This is a genomic window from Lacrimispora xylanolytica, assembly GCF_026723765.1.
Lineage (GTDB): Bacteria > Bacillota > Clostridia > Lachnospirales > Lachnospiraceae > Lacrimispora > Lacrimispora xylanolytica.
Window position 1 is genome coordinate 504,655 of sequence record NZ_CP113524.1, and the last position, 21,466, is coordinate 526,120.

The window sequence follows — 21,466 nt, forward strand, 5'->3', positions numbered from 1 at the left end:
AAGATTCCACATAAAATGAAGGAGGAAGTATTTCAATGAAAAAAAATGTATGGGGCGTTTTATTGACAACAGCTATGGTGGCATCCTTAATGGCAGGCTGCACAAGCAAAACAACTTCAAATGAAGGAAAGACCGAGCCGGCTGGAACCACAGCAGAAGGAAAATCCAGTGAGGCAGCGGAGACAAAAGGGGCAGAAAATAACGGGGATGTAACAATTTACATGGTAGCAAAGGGCTTCCAGTCTCAGTACTGGCAGGCCGTTTATAAGGGAGCAGAAAAAGCTTCCAAGGAACTGGGCGTAAAGCTGGAATACCAGGGCCCAGATTCCGAATCCGACATTGCACAGCAGGTTCAGATGATGAACAATGCAGTACAGATGAAGCCGGCAGCCATCGGCCTGGCAGCTTTGGATGTATCCGCATTAAACGACAGCATTAAAACTTCCCAGGATGCAAAGATCCCCATCGTAGGATTTGACTCCGGTGTACCAAACGCACCAGAAGGAGCTGTTGTAGCCAATGCAGCTACCGATAATTACAAGGCAGGAGAAGTGGCAGCTGAGAACACATATCCGTTAATCAAGGACCAGATTGCAAAAGCTACCTCCAGCGTTAGAATCGGTGTGTTAAACCAGGATGCAACCTCAGAGTCTATCATAAACCGTGGCCTTGGCTTTATTGATAAGCTGACAGAGTTAATTAAGGCAGACGGAAAGACCGTATGCATTACCGGTAACGATAAGTTTGTAAGCGATGCAAAAGCAGATAAGGGAGATAAGGCAGATGTCATTCTTGACGTAGCCGTTCCTTCTAAGGTTGAGGCTTCTCTTATGACAACGGATGCTCAGACCATCTTAAATAAAGACGATACTATTTGTATCTTCGCTTCCAACCAAAAGACTGGAGAAGGTCTTTTAACAGGTGATGAGAACTTAGGAAGACTTGGAAAAGATGTAATCGGCGTTGCGTTTGACTCTGGAACCATGATCAAAGACGGAATCAAAACAGGCAAACTGGCTGGTGCAGTTACCCAGGCTCCTGTAGAAATCGGCTATCAGACCGTAAAACTTGCTGTTGCAGCTGCCAAAGGTGAAAAGGTAACTGACGTAGATACCGGCAGCCAGTGGTACAACAAGGACAATTTGGACAGCAGTGAGGTTTCACAGAACTTATACGATTAAAAAATCAGCGCTCTTCTTTTAAAGAAGAGCGCTATTGGAGAAGAAGGAGAACTTTATGTTAAAAGGAATACCACCAATCATCAGTCCCGAGTTATTAAAAGTATTATGCGAAATGGGCCATACCGATGAACTGACCATCGGAGACGGAAATTTCCCCGGCCATACTTATGGAAAAAAGGTCATCCGCATGGATGGACACGGAGTACCGGAAATACTGGATGCCATCCTTACACTATTCCCTCTTGATACCTACGTGGACCACCCGGTCACTTTGATGGGTGTAGTCGCAGGAGATGACTGCCAAACTCCTATCTGGGATACTTATAAGGAGATTGTGGCAAAGCATGACAAGCGTGGCGCGGATTGCTTTGAAGAGATTGATAAGTGGGAATTTTATGACAAGACGAAGGAGCGTTCCACTGTGGTAATTATGACAGGGGAGAAGGCATTGTACGCAAATATTATTTTAAAGAAGGGCGTTGTGTAGACGTACCCTTTAATGAATGAAAAAGCTGAGTCTGTAACAGGGAAAACCTGCAGGCTCAGCTTTTTATATGACATTTTATCAGGAAGAGATGGCAGGCAGATAACAGATTACCCGGCAGCCGCCTCCTGAAAGATTGGAGAAATGAGCGCTTCCATTGTGAGCTTTTATTATTTGGCGGACAATGGTAAGACCAAGTCCGTGGCCGCTTTGTTCCTTTTTTGAATCGGTCTCAGCCGGATTCTCAGCTACATTTTCGCCCATATTTTGAGTTAAATTCCCGTCCACATCCTCAGTTAAATTCCCGGATAAATTCTTACTCTCATTCTCGCCTTCATTTATGCCCTCGTTCTTACCCGTATTATCACTTTTATTCTTTATCCCATTCACTCGCTGCAACACATCTTCCGGGAACCCGGTTCCATTATCTGTAACCGATAATATAAAGTTTTCCCCATCCATACTTAACTCTATAGTAATATCACAGCCCTCTGGATTGTGCTTGATGCTGTTTAAGATGAGGTTGGACACAGCACGCTTTAAAAGCTGTTTGTCCCCCAGCAGACAACGATTTTGGGCATTATCCTTTATGGATACTTCTAAGGTGTGCCTATCTGAGAGATTGTCGTTTATGATATCAACTGCAACACTGCGAATCAGGGGGGCAAGTGGAGTCTTTTCCTTTCTTAATGGCTGCATGTCATATTCCAGCTTTGAGGCGAGATTTAAGTCGCTTACCAGATCTTTAATCCGCTGGCACTGCCGCCTTACGATGCCTGCCAGGTCCCTTTGTTCCTGTAACAGCCTTTCATCCTCTTCCAACTGACTGGAATAGCCCATGGCTACAGCAAGAGGGGTTCGGATATCATGGGAGATTCCCGCAATCCAGGTGGTTCGGGCGTCGTCTCTTTTCTTTAGGGCGGCTTCCTGTAGTATAAGTTGGCTGGAGGCTTCATTGATTCCCATGGCTAAATCTCCCAGCACTCCGTTAACAGGAAGTGATACAGGCCGCTTCCTTGTCATATCCTGAACTCCATTGGAGAGACGTTTTAAGGAACGAAACAGCCTGAGACCAAAGATCAGAGCAAGGAAAATGGCAGTAAGACAGTTCATGACAAGAAAGAAGGGAACCCAAAAGCCTAAATTGTTCATGGATTTTTGAGGAATCATGATTCCTAACTTCCACATGCTGTTTTTAGGACTTCCCACCACCAAAAGTCCCCCATCATGCCGCCAGACCGATACCGGATAATCCTTTAAGTACCACCGGGAAAATCCTGCTACATCAGAGATGGAGTAAGTCAAAGGAACATCGGCCGGAAGCATAAAGTTCCAGATGACCTTGCCATCCTGGTCTAACAGCATGGCCCATTGCTGGTTTTGTTCCAGCTGGGTTTTCCCGGACTGGGAAAGTTCATATCCATCGTTCGTGGCGGTAAGCTGGTTTGCTGTCTGGGAGATATTGTAATAATTCTTATCGTTCTTTTCCGTAAAGAGCCAGACAATCAAGACGGTAGCATTAATAACAAGCAAAAGCACCGCAACAGCAGCGGCTGACAGTACATAGCGGGATAAAACCTTCATCATGCTTTTCATAGAACCTTCACCCCCGTCAGCTTATACCCTAATCCCCGAACGGTCATTAAGTATTGAGGGGAGGAGGGGGTAGGCTCTATCTTTTCCCTGAGACGGCGGATATGCACCATCAATGTATTTTCATAGCCATAAAGAGAGTCGCCCCAGGCGGCCATACATAAGCTGTCCCCGGTTACAATCTTTTCCCGGTTTTCAAAAAGCTTTTCCAAAAGAGCAAATTCCTTTGCCGTCAGAGATGAAGTCCCCTTTTGTGAGGTTACCTCACAGCTGTTTAGATCTACTTTTATATCTCCCAGGGAGAAGACAGGCTTTGATTTCTGGCTTAAAACAGGAGGGAAATACGTACGGTTTAAAATAGCATGAAGCCTTAAAACCAGTTCCCTTGGAAGAAATGGCTTTGTCATATAATCATCAGCCCCAAGACCGAGACCCAAAAGACGGTCCTCGTCTTCATCTCTGGCAGAAAGAAACAGCACGGGAACAAAGGAAGAGGCTCTGAAATCACGCATCAGGGAAAATCCGTCCCCGTCAGGCAGAGAAACATCAAGAATTACAGCCTCCGGCTTTTCTACAGCAAACAGCCTGCGGGCCTCACTGCAGTCCCCGGCAGAAATAATTTTTTGAAAGCCATTTTGTTTTAATATAGCAATGACCATTCTGCGAAGCTCTGGCTCATCGTCCACGATGAGCAGCTTACAGTCATAGATATCTACCATGGGCGTCACATCCTTTCCCTTTCATTTATGTTTATTATAGCCGAAAAAAAGTGAAATTGGACAAGAAATCTGAAGATTTAAGGTAAATGTAAGGTGGCCTACAGCCAGATGTAAGGAGCCCCTGGTACCATGAACTCATCGAAAAGAAAAGGAGAGTATAACAATGACGGATATCATAACCACAAATGCTCTTTGCAAAAAATACGGCGAAGCCATGAGTGTAAAAGATCTGGATTTAAAAGTGCCAAGGGGAGTGGTCTATGGTTTTCTTGGCCCCAACGGAGCTGGTAAGTCCACCACCATGAAGATGATACTGGGGCTTGCAAAGCCCACCAGCGGAACCATTACCGTCTTTGGTAAAGAGATGAATCAAAGAAACCGCCTAACCATTTTAAAAGAGGCCGGTTCTCTCATAGAATCCCCAAGCTATTACGCCCATCTGACCGGCAGGGAAAATTTAAAAATCATCAGCACCTTAAAAGGAGTAGAGGAAGAGGAAATTGATAGAGTATTAAAGATTGTCCGGCTGGAAAATCAAAAGGATAAAAAAGCAGGGCAGTATTCCTTGGGAATGAAACAAAGACTGGGGCTTGCAGGCGCACTTCTTGGAAATCCCAAGCTGCTCATACTCGACGAGCCGACCAATGGCCTTGACCCGGCAGGAATCCAGGAAATGCGTGAACTCATACGCGCCCTTCCAAAGACCTTTGGAATGACAGTCATGGTTTCCAGTCATCTTTTAAATGAAATCGAGCAGATGGCAGACCACATCGGCGTCATCAGCAAAGGAGAGCTGGTATTTCAGGACCGTTTAAAGGTTCTTCATGATAAGAGCAAAAGCAGCCTGGCAGTACGTACCCTGGACAATGAAGCAGCCAAAGGGGTGTTTCAAAAACATGGAATCATGTGCAGGGAGGAAGGGGCATTTCTACTCTTGCCGGAGCTTTCGGATCAGGAGCTTTCCGCCCACATCTTTCATCTGTTTCATGAAACCATCGGAGTTGTCCGTTTGGAAGAAAGGAAAAAGACACTGGAAGAGATATTCATAGAATTAACAGGAACGGCGGTGAGTCTATGATGAGAGTACTTTTAATGGAATTTCAAAAGATAAAAAGAAAGGGGGTATTTACTACAATCGCTATCCTTCTTGGAGTACAGTGTCTGTGGGGCTTATGGTCCTTTGGCAGCATGTCCGGGGAAAAGCTGGCCCAGGGGTGGTTTCAGTGTCTCTATCATTTCCCTATTCTCAATGCCATCATGATGCCAGTCGTCATTGCAGTATTGGCATCCAGATTATGCGATGTGGAGCATAAGGGGCAGACCTTTAAGCTCTTAGAGACCATCATACCAGCGGAAGCTCTGTTTCATGCCAAGTACTTGTGCGGCGTCATTCACGTGACGGCAATTGCTTTGATTCAGGTCTTTATGATTCTGACCTTTGGCGTCATAAAAGGATTTGGCGGGCCCATTCCGTGGGATAAAATTTTGTTTTATCTCATTTCTACCATAGGGGTTCATGTAACTATATTGCTGCTTCAGCAGGTGCTATCCCTGCATTTTGCAAATCAGATGGTGCCTCTTACGGTGGGACTTTTAGGCAGTCTTGCAGGATTGTTCAGCATGTTCCTGCCGAAAGGAGTTGGAAAACTTCTGATTTGGGGTTATTACGGAGTTATGATGCGGGTAGGGTTAAACTGGGATCCCAGTACAAGAATTTCAGATTTCTATTATGTTCCGGTTGACTGGCTTGGTGTGTTCCTGCTCGCTTTCATGTTTGCAGGGATTTATGTCTATGGCCGTCGGTCGTTTGCAGGAAAGGAGTGGTAAAGTATGCTATTTAAAATAATTCGAGCGGAACAGATGAAGCTAAAGCGGAGTCCCGTCTGGCTGGCATTTTTCCTTTTACCCATTCTTCCGGCATTTATGGGGACCTTTAACTATGTACAAAATGTGGGTATTTTAAATGATTACTGGTATAGCCTGTGGACACAGCATACCTTGTTCACCTGCTATTTCTTCCTTCCTGCGACCATTGGTGTTTACTGTTCTTATCTCTGCCGCCTGGAACATACGAACCATAATTGGAATTCGGTCATGACACTGCCGGTGCCGATTCCGTATATTTATTTATCTAAGCTTTTTACCGCCTCGGTCATGGTGCTTGCGACTCAGGTATGGGTGGGAATCTTATTTATTATTTCTGGAAAGCTGTCTCATTTACCAGGCCCAGTGCCGCCAGAACTTTTTGAATGGCTGGCTTATGGTGCCATTGGGGGGATTGTGATCTGTGGAGTGCAGTTATGCCTGTCCCTTATCATTCGCAGCTTTGCGGTACCTGTTGGAATTGCCATGATTGGAGGAATCGGCGGTGTAGCCGCACTTTCTAAGGGGGCAGGGGCGTTTTATCCCTATTCCCTTATGAGCATTGGAATGAGAGCCAATAGCCCGGGCGGTCCGATGATCTGTACGCCTGGACAGCTGGTCTTAAACAGTTTTCTTTTTTTAGGGGCATCTACTGTAATTGCCGTTTTATGGTTGAGAAATAAAGATGTGATGACTTCATAAAAGTCAGGGATTGCTGCCTGATTAGTATGAAATGAGGGTGCTGCAACGTGAAAGTTGATACAAGAGACTGGTTTTAATCCAATGACCAGAAGTTATATCTTGTTGATTTCTTTCCTGTTGCAGCACCCTCAACTCTATTATCTAGAAGAGCTTCTTTGCGTTACTAACCGATCTTACCAATTAATCACAACCACAGGTTTAATCAAATCCTTTGGTTTTTCCTTCATTAACATAAGAGCCGGTTCAATGCCTTCCATACCTTCAAACCGATGGGTGACCAGTTTTCCTGGGTCTAATCGTCCGGTTGAGATAAGAGAAGCCAGTTTTTCCATACGAAGTCTGCCTCCTGGCATAAGTCCGCCGGCAATGATCTTGTGGCCCATGCCGCATCCCCATTCGATACGGGGAATCTTTATGTAATCGCCTTCACCAAGATAATTTACATTGCCGATTTTTCCGCCTGGCTTTAATATGGCAATGGCCTGCGCAAAGGTATCGTTGTCACCGCCGGCAACAATCACTTTATCCACACCCTTATTCCCGGTCTTTGACATAATTTGTTCTACGATATCCCCTTCCCGGTAGTTGATAATATCCGTTGCCCCATATTCTTTGGCAAGCTGTACGCAGTTGGGACGGGAACCTACGGCATAGATGTGGGAAGCACCACGAAGAGCAGCACCAGCAACGGACATAAGTCCAACCGGGCCGATTCCAATGACTGCCACGCTGTCTCCAAACTGGACATCAGAAAGCTCAACTCCATGAAATCCGGTAGGTACCATATCTGCCAGCATACAGGCTGCCACTGGGTCCATGCCGTCAGGAAGAATCGCCAGGTTTCCGTCAGCATCATTGACATGGAAGAATTCGCCGAAAACGCCATCCTTAAAGTTTGAGAATTTCCAGCCTGCAAGCATCCCCCCTGAATGCATCTGATAACCGCCCTGTGCTTCCACAGAATTCCAGTCCGGCGTAATGGCAGGAACAATGACCCTGTCTCCAGGCTTAAAGTCTTTAACACAGCTTCCAACTTCCACAACCTCAGCCACTGTCTCGTGTCCGAGAATCATATCCGTGCGCTCACCAATGGCACCTTCCCATACCGTATGAATATCAGAGGTACATGGCGCCAATACAATGGGACGGCAAATCGCATCAAGAGGCCCGCATTTTGGCCGATCCTTTTCAATCCAACCTGTCTTACCAATTCCCAGCATTGCAAAACCCTTCATAAGAACATCTCCTTTGGAATTATATATTGTTATAAAATTAACAAGTAACACTATGATTATTATACATCGTAATGATTGCTTGGTCAATTCGTATTTGGTATTTAATTTAATAATGTATTTTAATAAAGGCGATGTAAAAAAAAGAATAATATCAAATTCAGGATTAATAATATGATGAATTTTGCCGAGCTTTGTTTAATCAGGGAAAAAATCTGGATATGTCTTCATAGGCCGCAGCTTCTTTCATTATAGAAAGGGCAGAGGCAGTGGAAATGCCGAAGCGGTCACAGCCTGACTGCTTCATTTGCAGCAGGGTATCAAGACTTCGGATACCACCGGCAGCTTTGATTTTTGTTGTGGGCTTTATGGCAGAACGAATGGACTGGATGTGTTGTAACCGGGTGGGATTCTGGCACCAGCCGGTTCCTGTTTTTATGTAGGAAGCACCAGCCGACTCAGCAAGCTGGCTGGCTCTTACGATTTGTTCCTCGGTTAAAAGGGTGACTTCCAGAATTGTTTTAAGGGGAATCTGTCCGCAGACGTTAGCGACTGCCTTAATGTCCTCATAGACCTCGTCCCACATATTTGACTTTAAGAATCCGATGTTAATTACCATATCAATTTCTTCACACCCCATGGCAATCAGCTCCTTCGCCTGAAAGACTTTGCTTTTTGTGGTATCACAGCCAGAGGGAAAGCCTACGGTTCCTCCAATGCGGGTAATACCGGTTCCTTTTAAATGGTTGATGAGATAGGGGGTCATAGCAGGAAGAGCAAAGGCGCAGATAAATCCAAACCGCCTGGCAGCCGCTATCATATGATCCATATCCTCAGTGCTGTCAGCGGATTTTACACAGCTGATATCAATGCATTTTGCCAAAGCTTCCAAAGAAACGTCTTTCATCTCAAATTCCCCCTATGTTATTTATACCGGCCGTTGGTGGAAATGGCCAGCTCGTACTGATCTCCAAGGATACACACATCATCCACGCAGACAGGCTCCTCATTTCGGTAGCAGATACGGCGGATGCAAAGAAGGGCAGTCCCCGGCTGGACGTTAAGCATCTCTGATTCTGCAAAATCTGCGGACTTTGCAAATATCTTATCGTGGGCAGAATCAATTTCCAGGTTATAATGTTCTTCCAAAAACTGATAGAGCCCGGAGAACTTATTGGTAAACTGAATAAGTCCAGGAACCAGAGTTGTTGGAATGTAATTTCTCATAATCGCAATGGGCTTTTCGTCTATGAGCTGGATTCTCTGGACCCGGGTGATGGAATCGTCACCAGGGAGATCAAGCTCCTTGCCCAGCTTTTCACTGACAGGGATCAGGTCAATATACATGCTTTTGGTGCGGACATCGTAACCCCTTCTTCTTAAGGACTCTGTTACGGAGGTGACCTTATTTAGATCCTGAATGGTTCTCCGGTCCAGCACCATGGTTCCCCGGCCCTGCTTGATTTCAACAAAGCCTTCTTCCTTTAACAGCTCCATGGCACTTCTTATGGTGGTACGGCTTACCTTATATATTTTTTCAAGCTCAGGTTCTGTGGGAAGAAGTTCCAAGACAGGATAGGTTCCATCTTCTATTCTTTTTTTGATTAAATCGTGGACTGCCATATAGGCTGGTACTTTACGCATGGGTATCCTTTCTCTGGATTTGATATTGTATTCCCCATTCAAACATGGATTCAATGATGGGGCGCATAGTCTTACCAAGTTCCGTTAAATCGTATTCCACCCGTGGGGGAACCTCCGGGTATACAGTCCGCTCTACGATACCGTCGGCCTCCAGCTGTCGAAGCTGCAGGGTCAAAGTGCGGAAGCTGATGGCAGGCATGATTTCTTTTAACTCATGAAAACGCTTCTTGCCATCTAAAAGGCGGTAAAGGATGATACCTTTCCATTTGCCGCTCATAACAGTTAAGGTTGTTTCTACCGGGCACTTGCCACCGGGGCAGTCCGGAGTCATAGGATATGGTTCCATAAGGTTTCTCCCGTAGTATACAAATGATAGTAATGTTACTTTTTGTATATTATATAACATTATTTTTCGTACTTCAATATGTGATTCGTATGTGCTACTATGGGTTTATTACCAACTAATTGCTTAAATAAAGGAGGAGATTGCATGGAAACCATGAATCAGAACATTTTGGATATATTAAACTTTCGCCACGCCTGTAAGGGGTTTGACCCGGAAAAAACCGTTTCAAAGGAGGACTTTGAGACCATATTGGAGGCAGCCAGACTTTCCCCCACATCCTTTGGCTTTGAGCCCTGGAATATGATTGTGGTTCAGGATAAGGAATTAAAGGAGAAGTTGTTTCCCCTTGCTTGGGGCGCCCAAAACAGCTTAAAGGGAGGAAGTCATTTTGTCATTCTTCTGGCCAGGAAAAGCGGCGATCTGGTATACAATGCAGAATATATCACTCATATGATGAAGGAAGTTCATCATTTTCCGGACGAGACTGCGGAGTTTGTCCGTAAGGCATTTAAAAACTTCCAGGAAAATGATTTCAATCTCATGGAAAATGACCGGGCTTTGTTTGACTGGGCCAGCAAGCAGACTTACATCGTCCTTGCCAATATGCTGACTGCGGCAGCCTTTTTAGGCGTGGATTCCTGCCCCATTGAAGGCTTTGACCAGGCTAAGGTCAATGAGCTTTTAGTAAAGGAAGGACTTATAGACCCGAAACATTTTGGAGTATCTGTTATGGCAGGCTTTGGCTACCGGGCTGAGGCTCCCCGCCACGAGAAGTCCAGACAGCCCATAAGTGAGCTGGTGAAGTGGAAATAAAAGTATACCAATGAAATAAGTCAGTGTTTTGTCATAAAAGACAAACTCTGGCTTATTCTTAAAGGAGTACATAATAAGTAAAATTATGGAGGGTCGCAATGAAAGTGTTGGCTGTTAATGGAAGTCCACGGAAAAATGAGAACACGGCTGTATTGCTTCGGAGTGCATTAGGAGGTGCACACGAAAACGGTGCAGAAACAAGACTGGTAAATCTATATGATTTGAATTTCAAAGGCTGCTTAAGCTGCTTTGCCTGTAAACGAAAAGGCAGTCTGTGCAATGGAATCTGCGCGGTGAAAGATGATCTGAAGGAAGTGTTGGAATACGCATTGTCCTGCGATGTAATATTTCTTGGTTCACCCATTTACTTTGGTGAGGTCACCGGTGTGATGCGCTCTTTTCTGGAACGTTTGTTTTTCCCCAATCTATCCTATAATGAAGGAGAGTTATCCACCTTTCCTGGAAAGATCGCTTCGGGATTTATCTATACCATGAATGTTCCAAAAGATGTTATGGAGAAAATCAATTACGAAGCTATATTTACACAAAACCAACGCCTTTTAGAGCTGTTTCATGGAAAATCAGAGATTCTAATCAGTAATGATACATATCAGTTCCACGATTACTCCAAGTATGACGCTTCCAGATTTGATGAAAACCATAAGGCCAAAGTAAAGGAAACCCAATTCCCTATAGACTGCCAGAATGCTTATGATATGGGGATTTTGCTGACCAAAGTGGAATAGCTGTTAATGGGTCGAAAGTATGACTATTTTAAAAAGGAGAGAGCAATGAGAAAAGAAATTGATGTGTTTGATTATGCTTCAGAGATTTTAAAAGCAGTGAAGAAAGGTGCGTTGCTGACAACAAAGGCCGACAACAAGGTAAACACCATGACCATAGCCTGGGGAAGTCTTGGAATTGAATGGGGAAAACCGATTTTCACTGCATTTGTCAGAGAAAATCGGTTCACAAAGAAGCAACTGGATAAGAGTTCTGAATTTACAATTAATATCCCCTATGGTGATTTTGATAAAAAGATTTTGGGGATATGCGGAACGGAATCCGGTCATGTTGTTGATAAAATTCAGAAGCTGAATCTCACACTGGAGCCATCTGTTACGGGAACAGTGCCAGCCATAAAGGAACTTCCCCTCACCCTGGAATGTAAACTGGTATACAAACAAAAACAGGATGAACATGCGATTTTAGAAGAATTCAAAAAAGCGTGCTATCCTCAAGATGTTGACGGCTCCTTTTACGGGGCTAACAGGGATTACCATACCGCTTACTATGGGGAAATTGTGTCTGCCTATATCATTGAATAGAGGCTTTAGGATTTAACTCCTTGCAATCCGGCAAATGCATAAGATATCAGATTTCTTACGAAAGCCGAATCCACAGGTTCCCCTGTGATTAACAGCCGGTAAAAGAGCGGTGCAAAAATAAGGTCAATACTAAGCTCTAAATCAAGATTTTGCCTGAATTCTCCTCGCTCCATTCCCCGTTCCAGGATATGCTTTGAGATCAGTCTGCGGGGGTTAAAATACCGGTCTCTGTATTCCTTTGCCACTTTTTCATCGGATTGCCCTTCAGCAATCAATTCTGTTATAACTCTGCCTTTGGGGCTTGTTAGAAATGCAGCCAGATGATCTGCCTGCAGGATTAAATCTTCCTTTGCAGAGCCGGTATCCGGTACCTCTAGCAGTAATTCCGTAGCTGCAAAAAAGCCGTCCAGTACCACGGCAGCCTTATTGGGCCACCATTTATAAATGGTAGCCTTACTTACCCCTGCTTTTTCTGCAATTCCTTCCACTGTCATAGAAGGAAAGCCATTCTCGAGCAGAAGCTCATACGCTGCATCCAGTATGGCTTTCTTTGTCTTTTCGCTTCTGGGACGTCCCATTTTTTTCTCCATCTGAATCTCCCTTTTCCTCTTATCATCAATTTGAATACGTTGCGTTCATTATAACATAAAAGAATAGAAAAAAACAGGGTTGACAAAACGAAACGGTGCGTTTAATATGTAATTAATAAACGATACGTTTAGTATATAAAGGAGGATAATAAAATGATGATTGAAAACAAGGAAGAGAGAAAGATTCCCAGCTGGCTGATTCTGCTTTTGGCCGCCTCCTGCGGTCTGATTGTTGCAAACCTGTATTACTCCCAGCCTCTGGTGGGGCCTATCAGCAAGGATACCGGAATTTCTCCTGGCATGTCCGGGTTAATTGTTACCATGACCCAGCTCGGCTACGCAGCAGGACTGTTGTTTCTCGTACCTTTAAGTGACTTGCTGGAAAACAGGAAATTGACGGTTTGTACTCTTCTTGTTGCCATTGTGGGACTTTTAATGGCGCCTTTGGCAAAGAATACAGAACTCTTTTTTCTTTCAGCCGTTTTCATCGGAGCCGGGTCTGTGGCGGCTCAGGTGTTAGTGCCCTTTGCAGCCCATCTGGCACCGGCAAAGGAACGGGGAAAGGCCGTTGGAAATGTAATGAGCGGACTCTTACTAGGAATCATGCTTGCCCGGCCTGCGGCCAGCCTGATTACCGGATATCTTGGCTGGAGAGCAGTGTATTATTTATCAGCTGTTATCATGGTGGTTCTTACCGTAGTTTTAAGCAGGCTCCTTCCTAAGAGAAATCCAAAGCCTTTAGAGAGCTACCAAAAAATCATTCAGTCCCTGTGGCATCTCATTTGTTCCATCCCTCTCCTTCGCCGTAGAGCCCTTTACCAGGCAGCCCTTTTTGGAAGCTTCAGCCTGTTCTGGACCGTGGTCCCCATGTATTTATCCCAGCATTTTCATTTGGACCAGAAGGAGATTGCGCTGTTTGGTTTTGCAGGAGTGGCGGGAGCTGTGGCTGCTCCCATTGCCGGAAGACTTGCGGATAAGGGGTATTCCAGACTTCTTACAGGAATCGCATTTTTACTCGCTGCGTCTTCCTTTGGCCTTACCCATGTATTTACCAATCAGGAAGGCATTTCCTTATTCCTGTTTTGTGCTTCCGCAATCCTTCTTGATATGGCGGTTTCCGGGAATCTGGTTCTGGGGCAGCAGGCCATCTATTCTCTTGGAGATGAGATACGCGGCCGGGTCAATGGCTTATTTATGGCCATCTTCTTCCTGGGAGGTGCCGCAGGGTCAGCCCTTGGTGGCTTTACCTATGCAAGGGGAGGCTGGAATATGGCATCTGTACTGGGGTTCGTTCTTCCACTGGCCGCCTTTCTTTATTATCTGACAGAGAAAAAAGTAAGAAGACAGGATTAATTTGGCAACGGGATGGTTATTGACAAACTTTCTCTAAAAGAGTATAAGTTAAATATCAATCGCAATGGAGTCTTTGGCTCTGTTGCGATTTTTTTTACCCATTTACTAGTTCTCACAGAGAAGAGGGACTGCTTATGAAGGAAAGAAATCATGTTGGGATGCTGCATCCAAAACAGCCGGGCTTTGTTCTGGTCACGGGCGCATATAAGAAATACAGTCTTATGGATTATGGAATTTCCCATTTCTATCAGTTTGATGCGGAGTGTGATTTCATGACTGCGATTCCCGATGCCTGTGTGGATATCCTCTTTTACAATACAGGCACCCGTTTGGAATCCAGGGTCGCAGGCACCCTTCTTACAAAATCTGAGGTGGAGACAGCGGGTAAATGCAGACATTTTGGAGTGCGCTTCCTTCCTGGGGTCAATCCGGTCCTTAAGCATAGAAAGATGTCAGAGCTGGTGAGTAAAGAACAGAGCTATGAGGATATGTTTGATTCGAATTCAGAAAGAGATCAATTATTTGAAGCACTGTGGAAGGAAGAAAGCTTTGAGCAGAGAATTAAGACCTTTCTTTTGTTTTATCGAAAGAATTATGAGACCCAGCAGGAAGCATACAGCCTTAAGTCATATCTGCGTAAGGAAATCATGGCCTCAGCCGGCAATCTTAAGTTAAATGAGCTTCAGGAAAAAACGGGGTATTCTCTTCGTTACTTAAACAAGGTCATTACAGAGGAATTTGGCATGGGGCCAAAAGAGCTTCTTCGGATTATCCGGTTTCAAAATGCCATCGACGAGCTGACAAAGACTGTGAACCGTCCGGATATGACAAGGGCGGCCCTTGATACGGGATACTATGACCAGTCTCATTTTATTAAGGACTTTAAGGAGTTTACCAGTCATACTCCCTCAAAATATCTAAACAGTCTGGTGACAAACAGTTATCAGGAGAAGTTAAAGGTCATTACCAGGATGTAATGCTCCCTTGAGAAAAAATAAATATGTAGTTCCGATTTTTACAATTATTATCCGATGTCCGACGGTAGAATGTAGAGAAATAAAGGACAGAGAGGTCTTGTGATCATGACGATCACAGGGCCTCTTTTTTATTAGATAGAAAAGTTCTACTAAGGAGGTTGAGAAATGAAACGAACCAATTACTCGTCGGGAGCACCGCTTGAAGAACTGGCAGGGTATTCCAGAATGGTTAAGATAGGGGAACACATCTATATCGGAGGAACCACAGCCGTCCAGCCAGATGGCACAGTCTTTGGAGAAACTCCATATGACCAGGCAAAATACATTTTTACAAAATTCATAGAGTTACTGAAACAGGCCGATGCAGATGCCTCTCATGTATTCAAGGTAAACGCGTTCTTAACAGATATGGAATCTGCCAAAGAGGTGGGGAGAGCATATTCTGAATTCTTCAAAGAAGTAAGGCCATTGTTCACCATGGTGGAAACTCCAAAGCTCAACCGTCCGACTCAGTTTGTAGAGATAGAATTAGAAGCAATGACCGGATGTGAGTAATAAATAACTGCAGGCATGAAACAAGAAATGGAGGAAGTCAAAATGAGCGATCCAAGAATTGATTTTTTATATCTGGGTGAAGAGGAAATGATTCAGGCAGGTGTTACAGATATGGCAGGCTGTGTGGAGGCCATGGAGGAAATGTTTCGATTGATGAAGCTGGGGGATTTTCGAATGGGCGGGCCTAACGGCAATTCCCATGGCGTGATGATGACATTTCCAGAGGAGTCCCCATTTCCCAACATGCCTACCGACGGACCGGACCGGAGATTCATGGCAATGCCTGCTTACCTTGGAGGGAAGTTTGATATGGCCGGCATGAAGTGGTACGGCTCCAATACGGAAAACAGAAAGAAGGGACTGCCAAGGTCCATTCTCATGCTCACCTTAAACGATAAGGATACGGGAGCACCCCTTGCCTATATGTCCGCCAACATATTAAGTGCCTTCCGTACAGGGGCGGTGCCTGGAGTGGGAGTCAAATATTTCTCCAAAGAAGATTCCAAGGTGGTGGGAATTATCGGCCCAGGCGTTATGAGTAAAACAGCCTTTGACGCTACGATGGCAGTGAGAGAGGGGATTGAGACGGTTAAAATTAAAGGACGAAGCAAGGAATCCATTGACGGCTTTATCCGTTATATTAAGGAAAAGTATCCCAGTGTAAAGAACATCCAGGTGGTAGAGACCATGGAAGAGGCGGTAAGAGATTCCGATATCGTTCACGTGGCAACCTCAAGCCCTACCGGCGATATCAAGGAATATCCCTATATCGAAGAGGCATGGATCAAGCCCGGTGCCATTCTCTGCTGTCCGGCAGCCGCAAGGTTTGATGATGACTTTATCTGTAACCGGGCGAGGACCGTGACCGATAACATTCAGCTTTACGAAGCCTGGAAGGAGGAAATCGGGGAGAACGCTTACCACACCATCCCAATTCCAGCCGTCCGCTGCATGGACTTAGTCGAAGAAGGAAAGTTAAAGCCAGAACAGATTGACGACTTAGGAGACGTGATTATGGGAACGGTCCCGGCACATCGGAAGGAAGATGAAATCGTCATCTATTCCGTAGGTGGAATGCCCATTGAAGACGTTGCATGGGGAACCATTGTTTACCGGAATGCACTTTTAAAGGGAATCGGGAAAAAGCTTAATTTATGGGAAACCCCATATCTGGCATAAGGAGAGGAGGAGAATCATGAGAATCACAGAACATCCAGTTCTCGGAACCATGGAAGAAAAAAAGACAATTACATTTACTTATGATGGAACTCCCATCACAGGCTATGAGGGGGAACCCATTGCCATTGCCCTGGAGGCTGCTGGAATCATGATCCACCGTTATACCAAAAAGAACCATGAGCCAAGAGGCATCTTTTGTGCCATTGGAAGATGCACAGACTGTGTCATGGTGGTAGATGGTAAGCCCAATGTAAGAACCTGTATCACTCCGTTAAAAGAAGGAATGGATGTGAGGACCCAGTACGGTGTCGGAACAAAGGAAAACGGATAAGAGATGGAAAACGGAGGGCAGGAGCCATGACAAGATACGATCTAATAATTATAGGAGCGGGTCCGGCTGGCTTGTCAGCCGCAATCGAAGCTGCGGCATGCGGCCTTAAGGTCATTGTATTTGATGAGAATGCAAAGCCCGGCGGACAGCTTTTTAAACAAATCCATAAATTCTTCGGTTCAAAGGAGCATAAGGCCAAAATCAGAGGCTATCAAATCGGAGAGGAGCTTTTAAAGGAAGCCAATGAAAATGGAGTAGAGGTAGTTTTAAATGCCACAGTAGCAGGACTTTATCAGGATAAGGAAATCACGGTCTCCATTGACCAGGAAATCAGACATTATAAAGGGGATGCGGTGATTGTAGCCACGGGAGCATCGGAAAACATGGTTCCTTTTGAAGGCTGGACCCTTCCGGGAGTCATTGGCGCAGGTGCGGCCCAGACCATGATGAACTTACACGGGGTAAGACCTGGTAGTAGAGTGTTGATGCTGGGCTCCGGAAACGTAGGGCTTGTGGTCAGCTTTCAGCTTCTTCAGGCTGGCTGTGAAGTGGTGGCACTGGTGGATGCGGCACCAAAGGTGGGAGGATATGGAGTCCATGCGGCAAAGGTGGCACGGTGTGGTGTTCCCTTTTACTTATCCCATACCATAATAAAGGCAGAAGGAACGGACCGGGTCACCGGGGTTACCATAGGGGAAGTGGATAAGAACTGGCAGGTCATTCCAGGGAGCAGCAAGCATTTTGAAGCAGATACCATCTGTCTTGCGGTCGGATTATCTCCCATGTCCCAGCTGACCAAGATGGCAGGCTGTGATATGAAGGATACTCCCACCGGTTACGTGCCGGTATGTGACGAAACAGGAGCCACAAGCATTCCTGGAATCTTTGCAGCAGGAGATGTATCCGGCATTGAAGAGGCCAGCTCCGCCATGATAGAAGGAAGAATCGCAGGAATCAGTGCAGCAGAATATTTAGGCTTTGCCACCAGAGAGAAGCAGGAAGAAAGAATCAAGGAATTAAAGGAAGCTTTGGTAAGCTTACGGGAAGGCATGTTCGCACCGGAGAACCGTGGAAAAAACGTGGAAAAAACAGATGAGGGCATTGACGTCTCCTTAAATCTTCTAAAAAAGGGATATGTGGCAGATTCTGAAATCAGCCGTTTTCCTGGAGTCACCAGAGGAAAAGGAATTCATCCGGTCATCGAATGCACCCAGAACATTCCCTGTAACCCCTGTCAGGATTCCTGCCCCAGAAAATGCATTCTGGTGGGCAATAAAATCACAGCTCTTCCAGTATTTCAGGAAGAAAAAGGCTGTACCGGCTGCGGCTTATGCGTTTCCTCCTGCTCCGGTCAGGCCATATTTTTAATCAATGAGGAATTGGAGCCTGGCTTTGCCTCTATCACCATGCCATATGAATTTCTTCCTCTCCCAGAGCCGGGAGATATGGGAGCTGGCCTTGACCGGAGCGGAGCGGAGGTTTGCGAGGCAGAGGTCATCGAGGTGAAATCAAAAAAAGCCTATGACCACACCTCTTTGCTTACCATCAAGGTACCCGTAGATATGGCAATGAAAGCCAGATTCTTTCGCAGACAGGAGGTAGAGACATGAGTAAGAGAAATGACCGGTCCAGGGAATTAAAGGAATTTATGCAGGAGCCGGATGATGGTCTTATCATCTGCCGCTGTGAGGAGGTCACCAAGGGAGAAATCAGAAAGGCTGTTCATGAGGGAATGTTCACCTTAACGGAAATCAGGCGTTTTCTCCGCTCCGGCATGGGGCTTTGTCAGGGGCAGACCTGCGGAAATCTGGTAAAGAGAATCGTGGCCAAAGAACTGGGAGTATCCTCTCTTGAGCTGGAGCCGACTCCCTCAAGAGCCCCCATGAGACCCATTGAGATGAAGGTACTTGGAAATGAACGAAGGGAGGAGTAGGAGCATGTCAAAGTGTGCGGATATCATAATTATCGGCGGAGGAATCATAGGAAACGCCACTGCTTATTATCTGGCAAAAAAGGGCTGTTCCGTTATCGTCCTGGAGAAAAGCGACCATATGGGAAATGGCGGGTCCAGCAGAAATGGAGGCGGCGTGAGGCAGTCAGGCCGTGACAAACGGGAATTGCCTCTTGCCATGTACGGAATCAAACATCTATGGCCTCATCTATCGGAAGAGCTTGGCATGGATGTGGAATATTATCAGCACGGAAATCTCCGTCTGGGAAAAACGGAAGACCATCTAAACATACTGAAAAAACTGGCAGACAATGCATCATCCATGGGACTTGATGTCCAGATGGTAGATGGAAAAGAAGCAAAAAGCATCTGTCCTTATCTTTCCGACGAGGTGGTGGGAGCAAGCTGGTGTAAGACGGACGGCCACGCAAATCCCATGCTTGCCACTCTGGCCTATTATCGAAGCGCAAGAGCCCTTGGCGTTCAGTTCATCACAGGAGAAGAGGTGTTGAGCATCCGAAAAATCAGGGGTAAGGCAAGGCAGGTTATTACCTCAGAAGGCAGTTATGAGGCAGAGACCATTATACTGAGTGCAGGCTATGACAGCAGAAAGCTGGCTGCTACGGTTGGGATCGACATTCCTGTGAATCAGGCGCTGTTAGAGGTTCTGGTCACAGAGGCACAGCCTCCCATGTTTTATCAGATGCTTGGAACGGCAATGGCAGATTTCTACGGGCACCAGAGCACCCATGGGTCATTTGTATTCGGAGGAGCTTCCGGATACGAGGGGGTCAATAAAGATGACGGGACTCCGGTGACCAGCAGCCTTACTGCTTCCTGCATATGCAGAGGAATCATGAAATATTTCCCCTGTCTTTCCGAAGCGAAAATCGTCAGGACCTGGGCTGGCTGGATCGATGCTTGTGCAGACCACGTTCCGGTCATCAGCCAGGTGGAGGAGGTTCCCGGACTGATCCTGGGCTGCGGCTTCTCAGGTCATGGGTTTGGAATCGCTCCCACGGCTGCTACATTACTTTCCCAGATCGCGGTTGGAGAAGAACCCATTCTGGATGTAAGTGCATTTCGCTACGACCGATTCAAGGCAAAAATATAACAAGACAAGGAAGCTTAAAAACCTTAGGTGGCAAAGGCGTCTACGTACTGTAGACGCTTTTTGTGTTCCTATAAGCATTTAAAGGAGGAGCGGAAATGGAAAATAACACAACACTGAAACGAACGCTGAAAACAAAAGATCTGATTATTTACGGCCTTATCTTTATGATTCCTTTGGCCCCTGCCGCCATGTACGGCACCTTTTTAGCCCCCTCCGGGGGTATGGTTGCCTTATGTTACCTGATTGGAATGGTGGCGATGTTCTTTACCGGACTCAGCTATAAGCTGATGTCCCAGAAATACCCTCTATCAGGGTCTGTCTATGTCTATGTTCAAAAGGGAATCAACCCTGCCTTTGGCTTTCTCACAGGCTGGTCCATTCTTCTTGATTACATCCTGCTTCCGGCCACGGTGGTGATCATTGGAAGCTCCTTTGCCAATGCCATGTTTCCAGGGGTGCCGGTCTGGATCTGGGCCATGGGATTTATTTTATTCAGTACCGTGACCAACATCATTGGCGTGGATATTATGTCAAAGTGCAGCTGGATCTTGTTTGCCTTACAGATTGCAGTGATACTTGCCTTTATTCTCTGTACCCTTCGGTTGCTTTTTAATGGTACCATTCATTTTAATACCATATCCTTTTATAATCCGGAACAGTTCGATCTATCCGGTATTTTAAGGGCAACGGGAATCGTAATCTTAAGCTACCTTGGATTTGATGCCATCAGTACCCTGGCAGAAGAGACGCTTAACCCGGAAAAGGCAGTTGGAAGGGCTATTATCTTAGCAATCCTGGTCATTGGGGTGATTTTTATTGTCATTACCTTTTTTGCAGGAATGGTCTATCCTAATTATGAAGAATTGAATGTAGATACTGCTTTCATTGATGTAGTAAGCTTTGTAGGGGGCAAATGGCTGACAGCCATCACTTCCTTCACCCTTGTCTTATCCTTTGGCGTAGCAACCACCCAGGCATCTCATACGGCGGTTTCCAGAGTTCTCTTTGCCATGAGCAGAGACGGCGTGCTGCCAAAGCAGTTGTCCTATATCAGCAAAAAATACCATACTCCCTTTGTGGCGATCATATTTGTAGGCATTCTCATTACTCCTGTGGCCCTTTTCTGTTCCCTGGAGGTCATAACCACCATGGTAAGCTTTGGCGCACTTTTTGGGTTCATCCTTTTAAACTGTGCGGTCATCATTAAGTTCTATCTTCAAAATGAAGAATCCAGAAGGGGACTTAAGGGAAAAGAATTCTTTTCCTATCTGGTATGTCCCTTCATTGGTCTGGTGGTTGATGCATGGATATTTATCAATCTTGGCTTCAATGCACATACGGTAGGCTTCTTATGGCTGTTTTCCGGCTTCTTATACCTGGTCTGGGTGACCCGGTTCTTTAAAAGTCCGGTTCCTCAGCTTGATATGACCTGATAATAACTGTGAACTTGGAATCAGAACAATAAAAAGGAAGAGAAAATGGCTTTGAACATAAAAGCCTTTTTCTCTTCC

24 protein-coding genes are annotated in these 21,466 nt (G+C 45.6%); 17 read left to right on the forward strand and 7 right to left on the reverse strand.

Annotated elements, in window-relative coordinates; all coding sequences use genetic code 11:
• The first annotated feature begins 35 nt into the window (after positions 1-35).
• Both OW255_RS02465 and OW255_RS02470 read left to right on the forward strand, forming a co-directional pair.
• Complete coding sequence (locus tag OW255_RS02465; protein ID WP_268115518.1) at positions 36-1,181, forward strand: substrate-binding domain-containing protein; 1,146 nt, start codon at positions 36-38, stop codon at positions 1,179-1,181.
• Between the two features lie 55 nt (positions 1,182-1,236).
• Positions 1,237-1,668 (forward strand): RbsD/FucU family protein, encoded by a 432-nt coding sequence (locus OW255_RS02470; RefSeq protein WP_268115519.1) that lies wholly within the window; start codon positions 1,237-1,239, stop codon positions 1,666-1,668.
• A 78-nt stretch (positions 1,669-1,746) separates the two neighbouring features.
• Here OW255_RS02470 and OW255_RS02475 read toward each other — a convergent pair whose 3' ends face one another.
• The gene (locus OW255_RS02475) at positions 1,747-3,261 is read right to left on the reverse strand and encodes a HAMP domain-containing sensor histidine kinase (RefSeq protein WP_268115520.1); all 1,515 of its coding nucleotides are present in this window, start codon (positions 3,259-3,261) and stop codon (positions 1,747-1,749) included.
• Positions 3,258-3,977, reverse strand: coding sequence for a response regulator transcription factor (locus OW255_RS02480; protein ID WP_268115521.1), 720 nt, complete (start codon positions 3,975-3,977; stop codon positions 3,258-3,260). The genes OW255_RS02475 and OW255_RS02480 overlap by 4 nt, the downstream gene beginning before the upstream one ends.
• A 163-nt stretch (positions 3,978-4,140) precedes the next feature.
• Between OW255_RS02480 and OW255_RS02485 the strand changes: the two genes are divergently transcribed.
• The 3 genes from OW255_RS02485 to OW255_RS02495 are packed head-to-tail and all read left to right on the forward strand — an operon-like array spanning position 4,141 to position 6,542.
• Positions 4,141-5,055 carry an ATP-binding cassette domain-containing protein gene (locus tag OW255_RS02485; protein WP_268115522.1) on the forward strand — a complete coding sequence of 305 codons (915 nt, stop codon included), beginning with the start codon at positions 4,141-4,143 and terminating at the stop codon, positions 5,053-5,055.
• Positions 5,052-5,804, forward strand: a complete 753-nt coding sequence (locus tag OW255_RS02490; RefSeq protein WP_268115523.1) for an ABC transporter permease — start codon at positions 5,052-5,054, stop codon at positions 5,802-5,804. The genes OW255_RS02485 and OW255_RS02490 overlap by 4 nt, the downstream gene beginning before the upstream one ends.
• A gap of 3 nt (positions 5,805-5,807) precedes the next feature.
• Positions 5,808-6,542 carry an ABC transporter permease gene (locus OW255_RS02495; RefSeq protein ID WP_268115524.1) on the forward strand — a complete coding sequence of 245 codons (735 nt, stop codon included), beginning with the start codon at positions 5,808-5,810 and terminating at the stop codon, positions 6,540-6,542.
• Positions 6,543-6,715: 173 nt separating this feature from the next.
• Here the strand turns inward: OW255_RS02495 and OW255_RS02500 are convergent, their stop codons facing one another.
• The 4 genes from OW255_RS02500 to OW255_RS02515 all read right to left on the reverse strand — a co-directional run bounded on the left by OW255_RS02500 (position 6,716) and on the right by OW255_RS02515 (position 9,764).
• Positions 6,716-7,777 (reverse strand): NAD(P)-dependent alcohol dehydrogenase, encoded by a 1,062-nt coding sequence (locus tag OW255_RS02500; RefSeq protein ID WP_024837472.1) that lies wholly within the window; start codon positions 7,775-7,777, stop codon positions 6,716-6,718.
• 199 nt (positions 7,778-7,976) lie between these two features.
• Positions 7,977-8,681 carry a deoxyribose-phosphate aldolase gene (gene deoC, locus OW255_RS02505; protein ID WP_268115525.1) on the reverse strand — a complete coding sequence of 235 codons (705 nt, stop codon included), beginning with the start codon at positions 8,679-8,681 and terminating at the stop codon, positions 7,977-7,979.
• A 17-nt stretch (positions 8,682-8,698) separates the two neighbouring features.
• The gene (locus tag OW255_RS02510; RefSeq protein WP_268115526.1) at positions 8,699-9,418 is read right to left on the reverse strand and encodes a GntR family transcriptional regulator; all 720 of its coding nucleotides are present in this window, start codon (positions 9,416-9,418) and stop codon (positions 8,699-8,701) included.
• Positions 9,411-9,764 carry a winged helix-turn-helix transcriptional regulator gene (locus tag OW255_RS02515; RefSeq protein ID WP_035317694.1) on the reverse strand — a complete coding sequence of 118 codons (354 nt, stop codon included), beginning with the start codon at positions 9,762-9,764 and terminating at the stop codon, positions 9,411-9,413. The genes OW255_RS02510 and OW255_RS02515 overlap by 8 nt, the downstream gene beginning before the upstream one ends.
• A gap of 144 nt (positions 9,765-9,908) precedes the next feature.
• Here OW255_RS02515 and OW255_RS02520 point away from each other — a divergent pair, with 144 nt between their 5' ends.
• The 3 genes from OW255_RS02520 to OW255_RS02530 all read left to right on the forward strand — a co-directional run bounded on the left by OW255_RS02520 (position 9,909) and on the right by OW255_RS02530 (position 11,905).
• Positions 9,909-10,577, forward strand: a complete 669-nt coding sequence (locus OW255_RS02520; RefSeq protein ID WP_268115527.1) for an NAD(P)H-dependent oxidoreductase — start codon at positions 9,909-9,911, stop codon at positions 10,575-10,577.
• A 98-nt stretch (positions 10,578-10,675) separates the two neighbouring features.
• Entirely contained in the window at positions 10,676-11,323 is a 648-nt protein-coding gene (locus OW255_RS02525; RefSeq protein ID WP_268115528.1) for a flavodoxin family protein, read from the forward strand.
• 45 nt (positions 11,324-11,368) lie between these two features.
• A complete protein-coding gene (locus tag OW255_RS02530) occupies positions 11,369-11,905 on the forward strand; it encodes a flavin reductase family protein (protein WP_268115529.1) in 537 nt (178 codons plus the stop codon).
• Positions 11,906-11,910: 5 nt separating this feature from the next.
• On the opposite strand, the gene OW255_RS02535 is transcribed toward OW255_RS02530, so the two are convergent.
• The gene (locus tag OW255_RS02535; RefSeq protein WP_268115530.1) at positions 11,911-12,495 is read right to left on the reverse strand and encodes a TetR/AcrR family transcriptional regulator; all 585 of its coding nucleotides are present in this window, start codon (positions 12,493-12,495) and stop codon (positions 11,911-11,913) included.
• A 153-nt stretch (positions 12,496-12,648) separates the two neighbouring features.
• Here OW255_RS02535 and OW255_RS02540 point away from each other — a divergent pair, with 153 nt between their 5' ends.
• The 9 genes from OW255_RS02540 to OW255_RS02580 all read left to right on the forward strand — a co-directional run bounded on the left by OW255_RS02540 (position 12,649) and on the right by OW255_RS02580 (position 21,388).
• Entirely contained in the window at positions 12,649-13,848 is a 1,200-nt protein-coding gene (locus OW255_RS02540) for an MFS transporter (RefSeq protein ID WP_268115531.1), read from the forward strand.
• A gap of 134 nt (positions 13,849-13,982) precedes the next feature.
• A complete protein-coding gene (locus OW255_RS02545) occupies positions 13,983-14,825 on the forward strand; it encodes a helix-turn-helix domain-containing protein (RefSeq protein WP_268115532.1) in 843 nt (280 codons plus the stop codon).
• Between the two features lie 165 nt (positions 14,826-14,990).
• Complete coding sequence (locus OW255_RS02550) at positions 14,991-15,380, forward strand: Rid family hydrolase (RefSeq protein ID WP_268115533.1); 390 nt, start codon at positions 14,991-14,993, stop codon at positions 15,378-15,380.
• Between the two features lie 42 nt (positions 15,381-15,422).
• Positions 15,423-16,559, forward strand: a complete 1,137-nt coding sequence (locus OW255_RS02555) for a tyramine oxidase subunit B (RefSeq protein WP_268115534.1) — start codon at positions 15,423-15,425, stop codon at positions 16,557-16,559.
• 16 nt (positions 16,560-16,575) lie between these two features.
• Entirely contained in the window at positions 16,576-16,890 is a 315-nt protein-coding gene (locus OW255_RS02560) for a (2Fe-2S)-binding protein (protein ID WP_026892293.1), read from the forward strand.
• 26 nt (positions 16,891-16,916) lie between these two features.
• Positions 16,917-18,500 carry an FAD-dependent oxidoreductase gene (locus tag OW255_RS02565; protein WP_268115535.1) on the forward strand — a complete coding sequence of 528 codons (1,584 nt, stop codon included), beginning with the start codon at positions 16,917-16,919 and terminating at the stop codon, positions 18,498-18,500.
• On the forward strand, positions 18,497-18,823 hold the full coding sequence (locus OW255_RS02570; RefSeq protein WP_268115536.1) for a (2Fe-2S)-binding protein: 327 nt from the start codon (positions 18,497-18,499) through the stop codon (positions 18,821-18,823). Before OW255_RS02565 ends, OW255_RS02570 begins: the two co-directional genes overlap by 4 nt.
• A 4-nt stretch (positions 18,824-18,827) precedes the next feature.
• On the forward strand, positions 18,828-19,955 hold the full coding sequence (locus OW255_RS02575; protein ID WP_268115537.1) for an NAD(P)/FAD-dependent oxidoreductase: 1,128 nt from the start codon (positions 18,828-18,830) through the stop codon (positions 19,953-19,955).
• A gap of 95 nt (positions 19,956-20,050) precedes the next feature.
• Positions 20,051-21,388 carry an APC family permease gene (locus tag OW255_RS02580; protein ID WP_268115538.1) on the forward strand — a complete coding sequence of 446 codons (1,338 nt, stop codon included), beginning with the start codon at positions 20,051-20,053 and terminating at the stop codon, positions 21,386-21,388.
• Positions 21,389-21,466 lie beyond the last annotated feature (78 nt).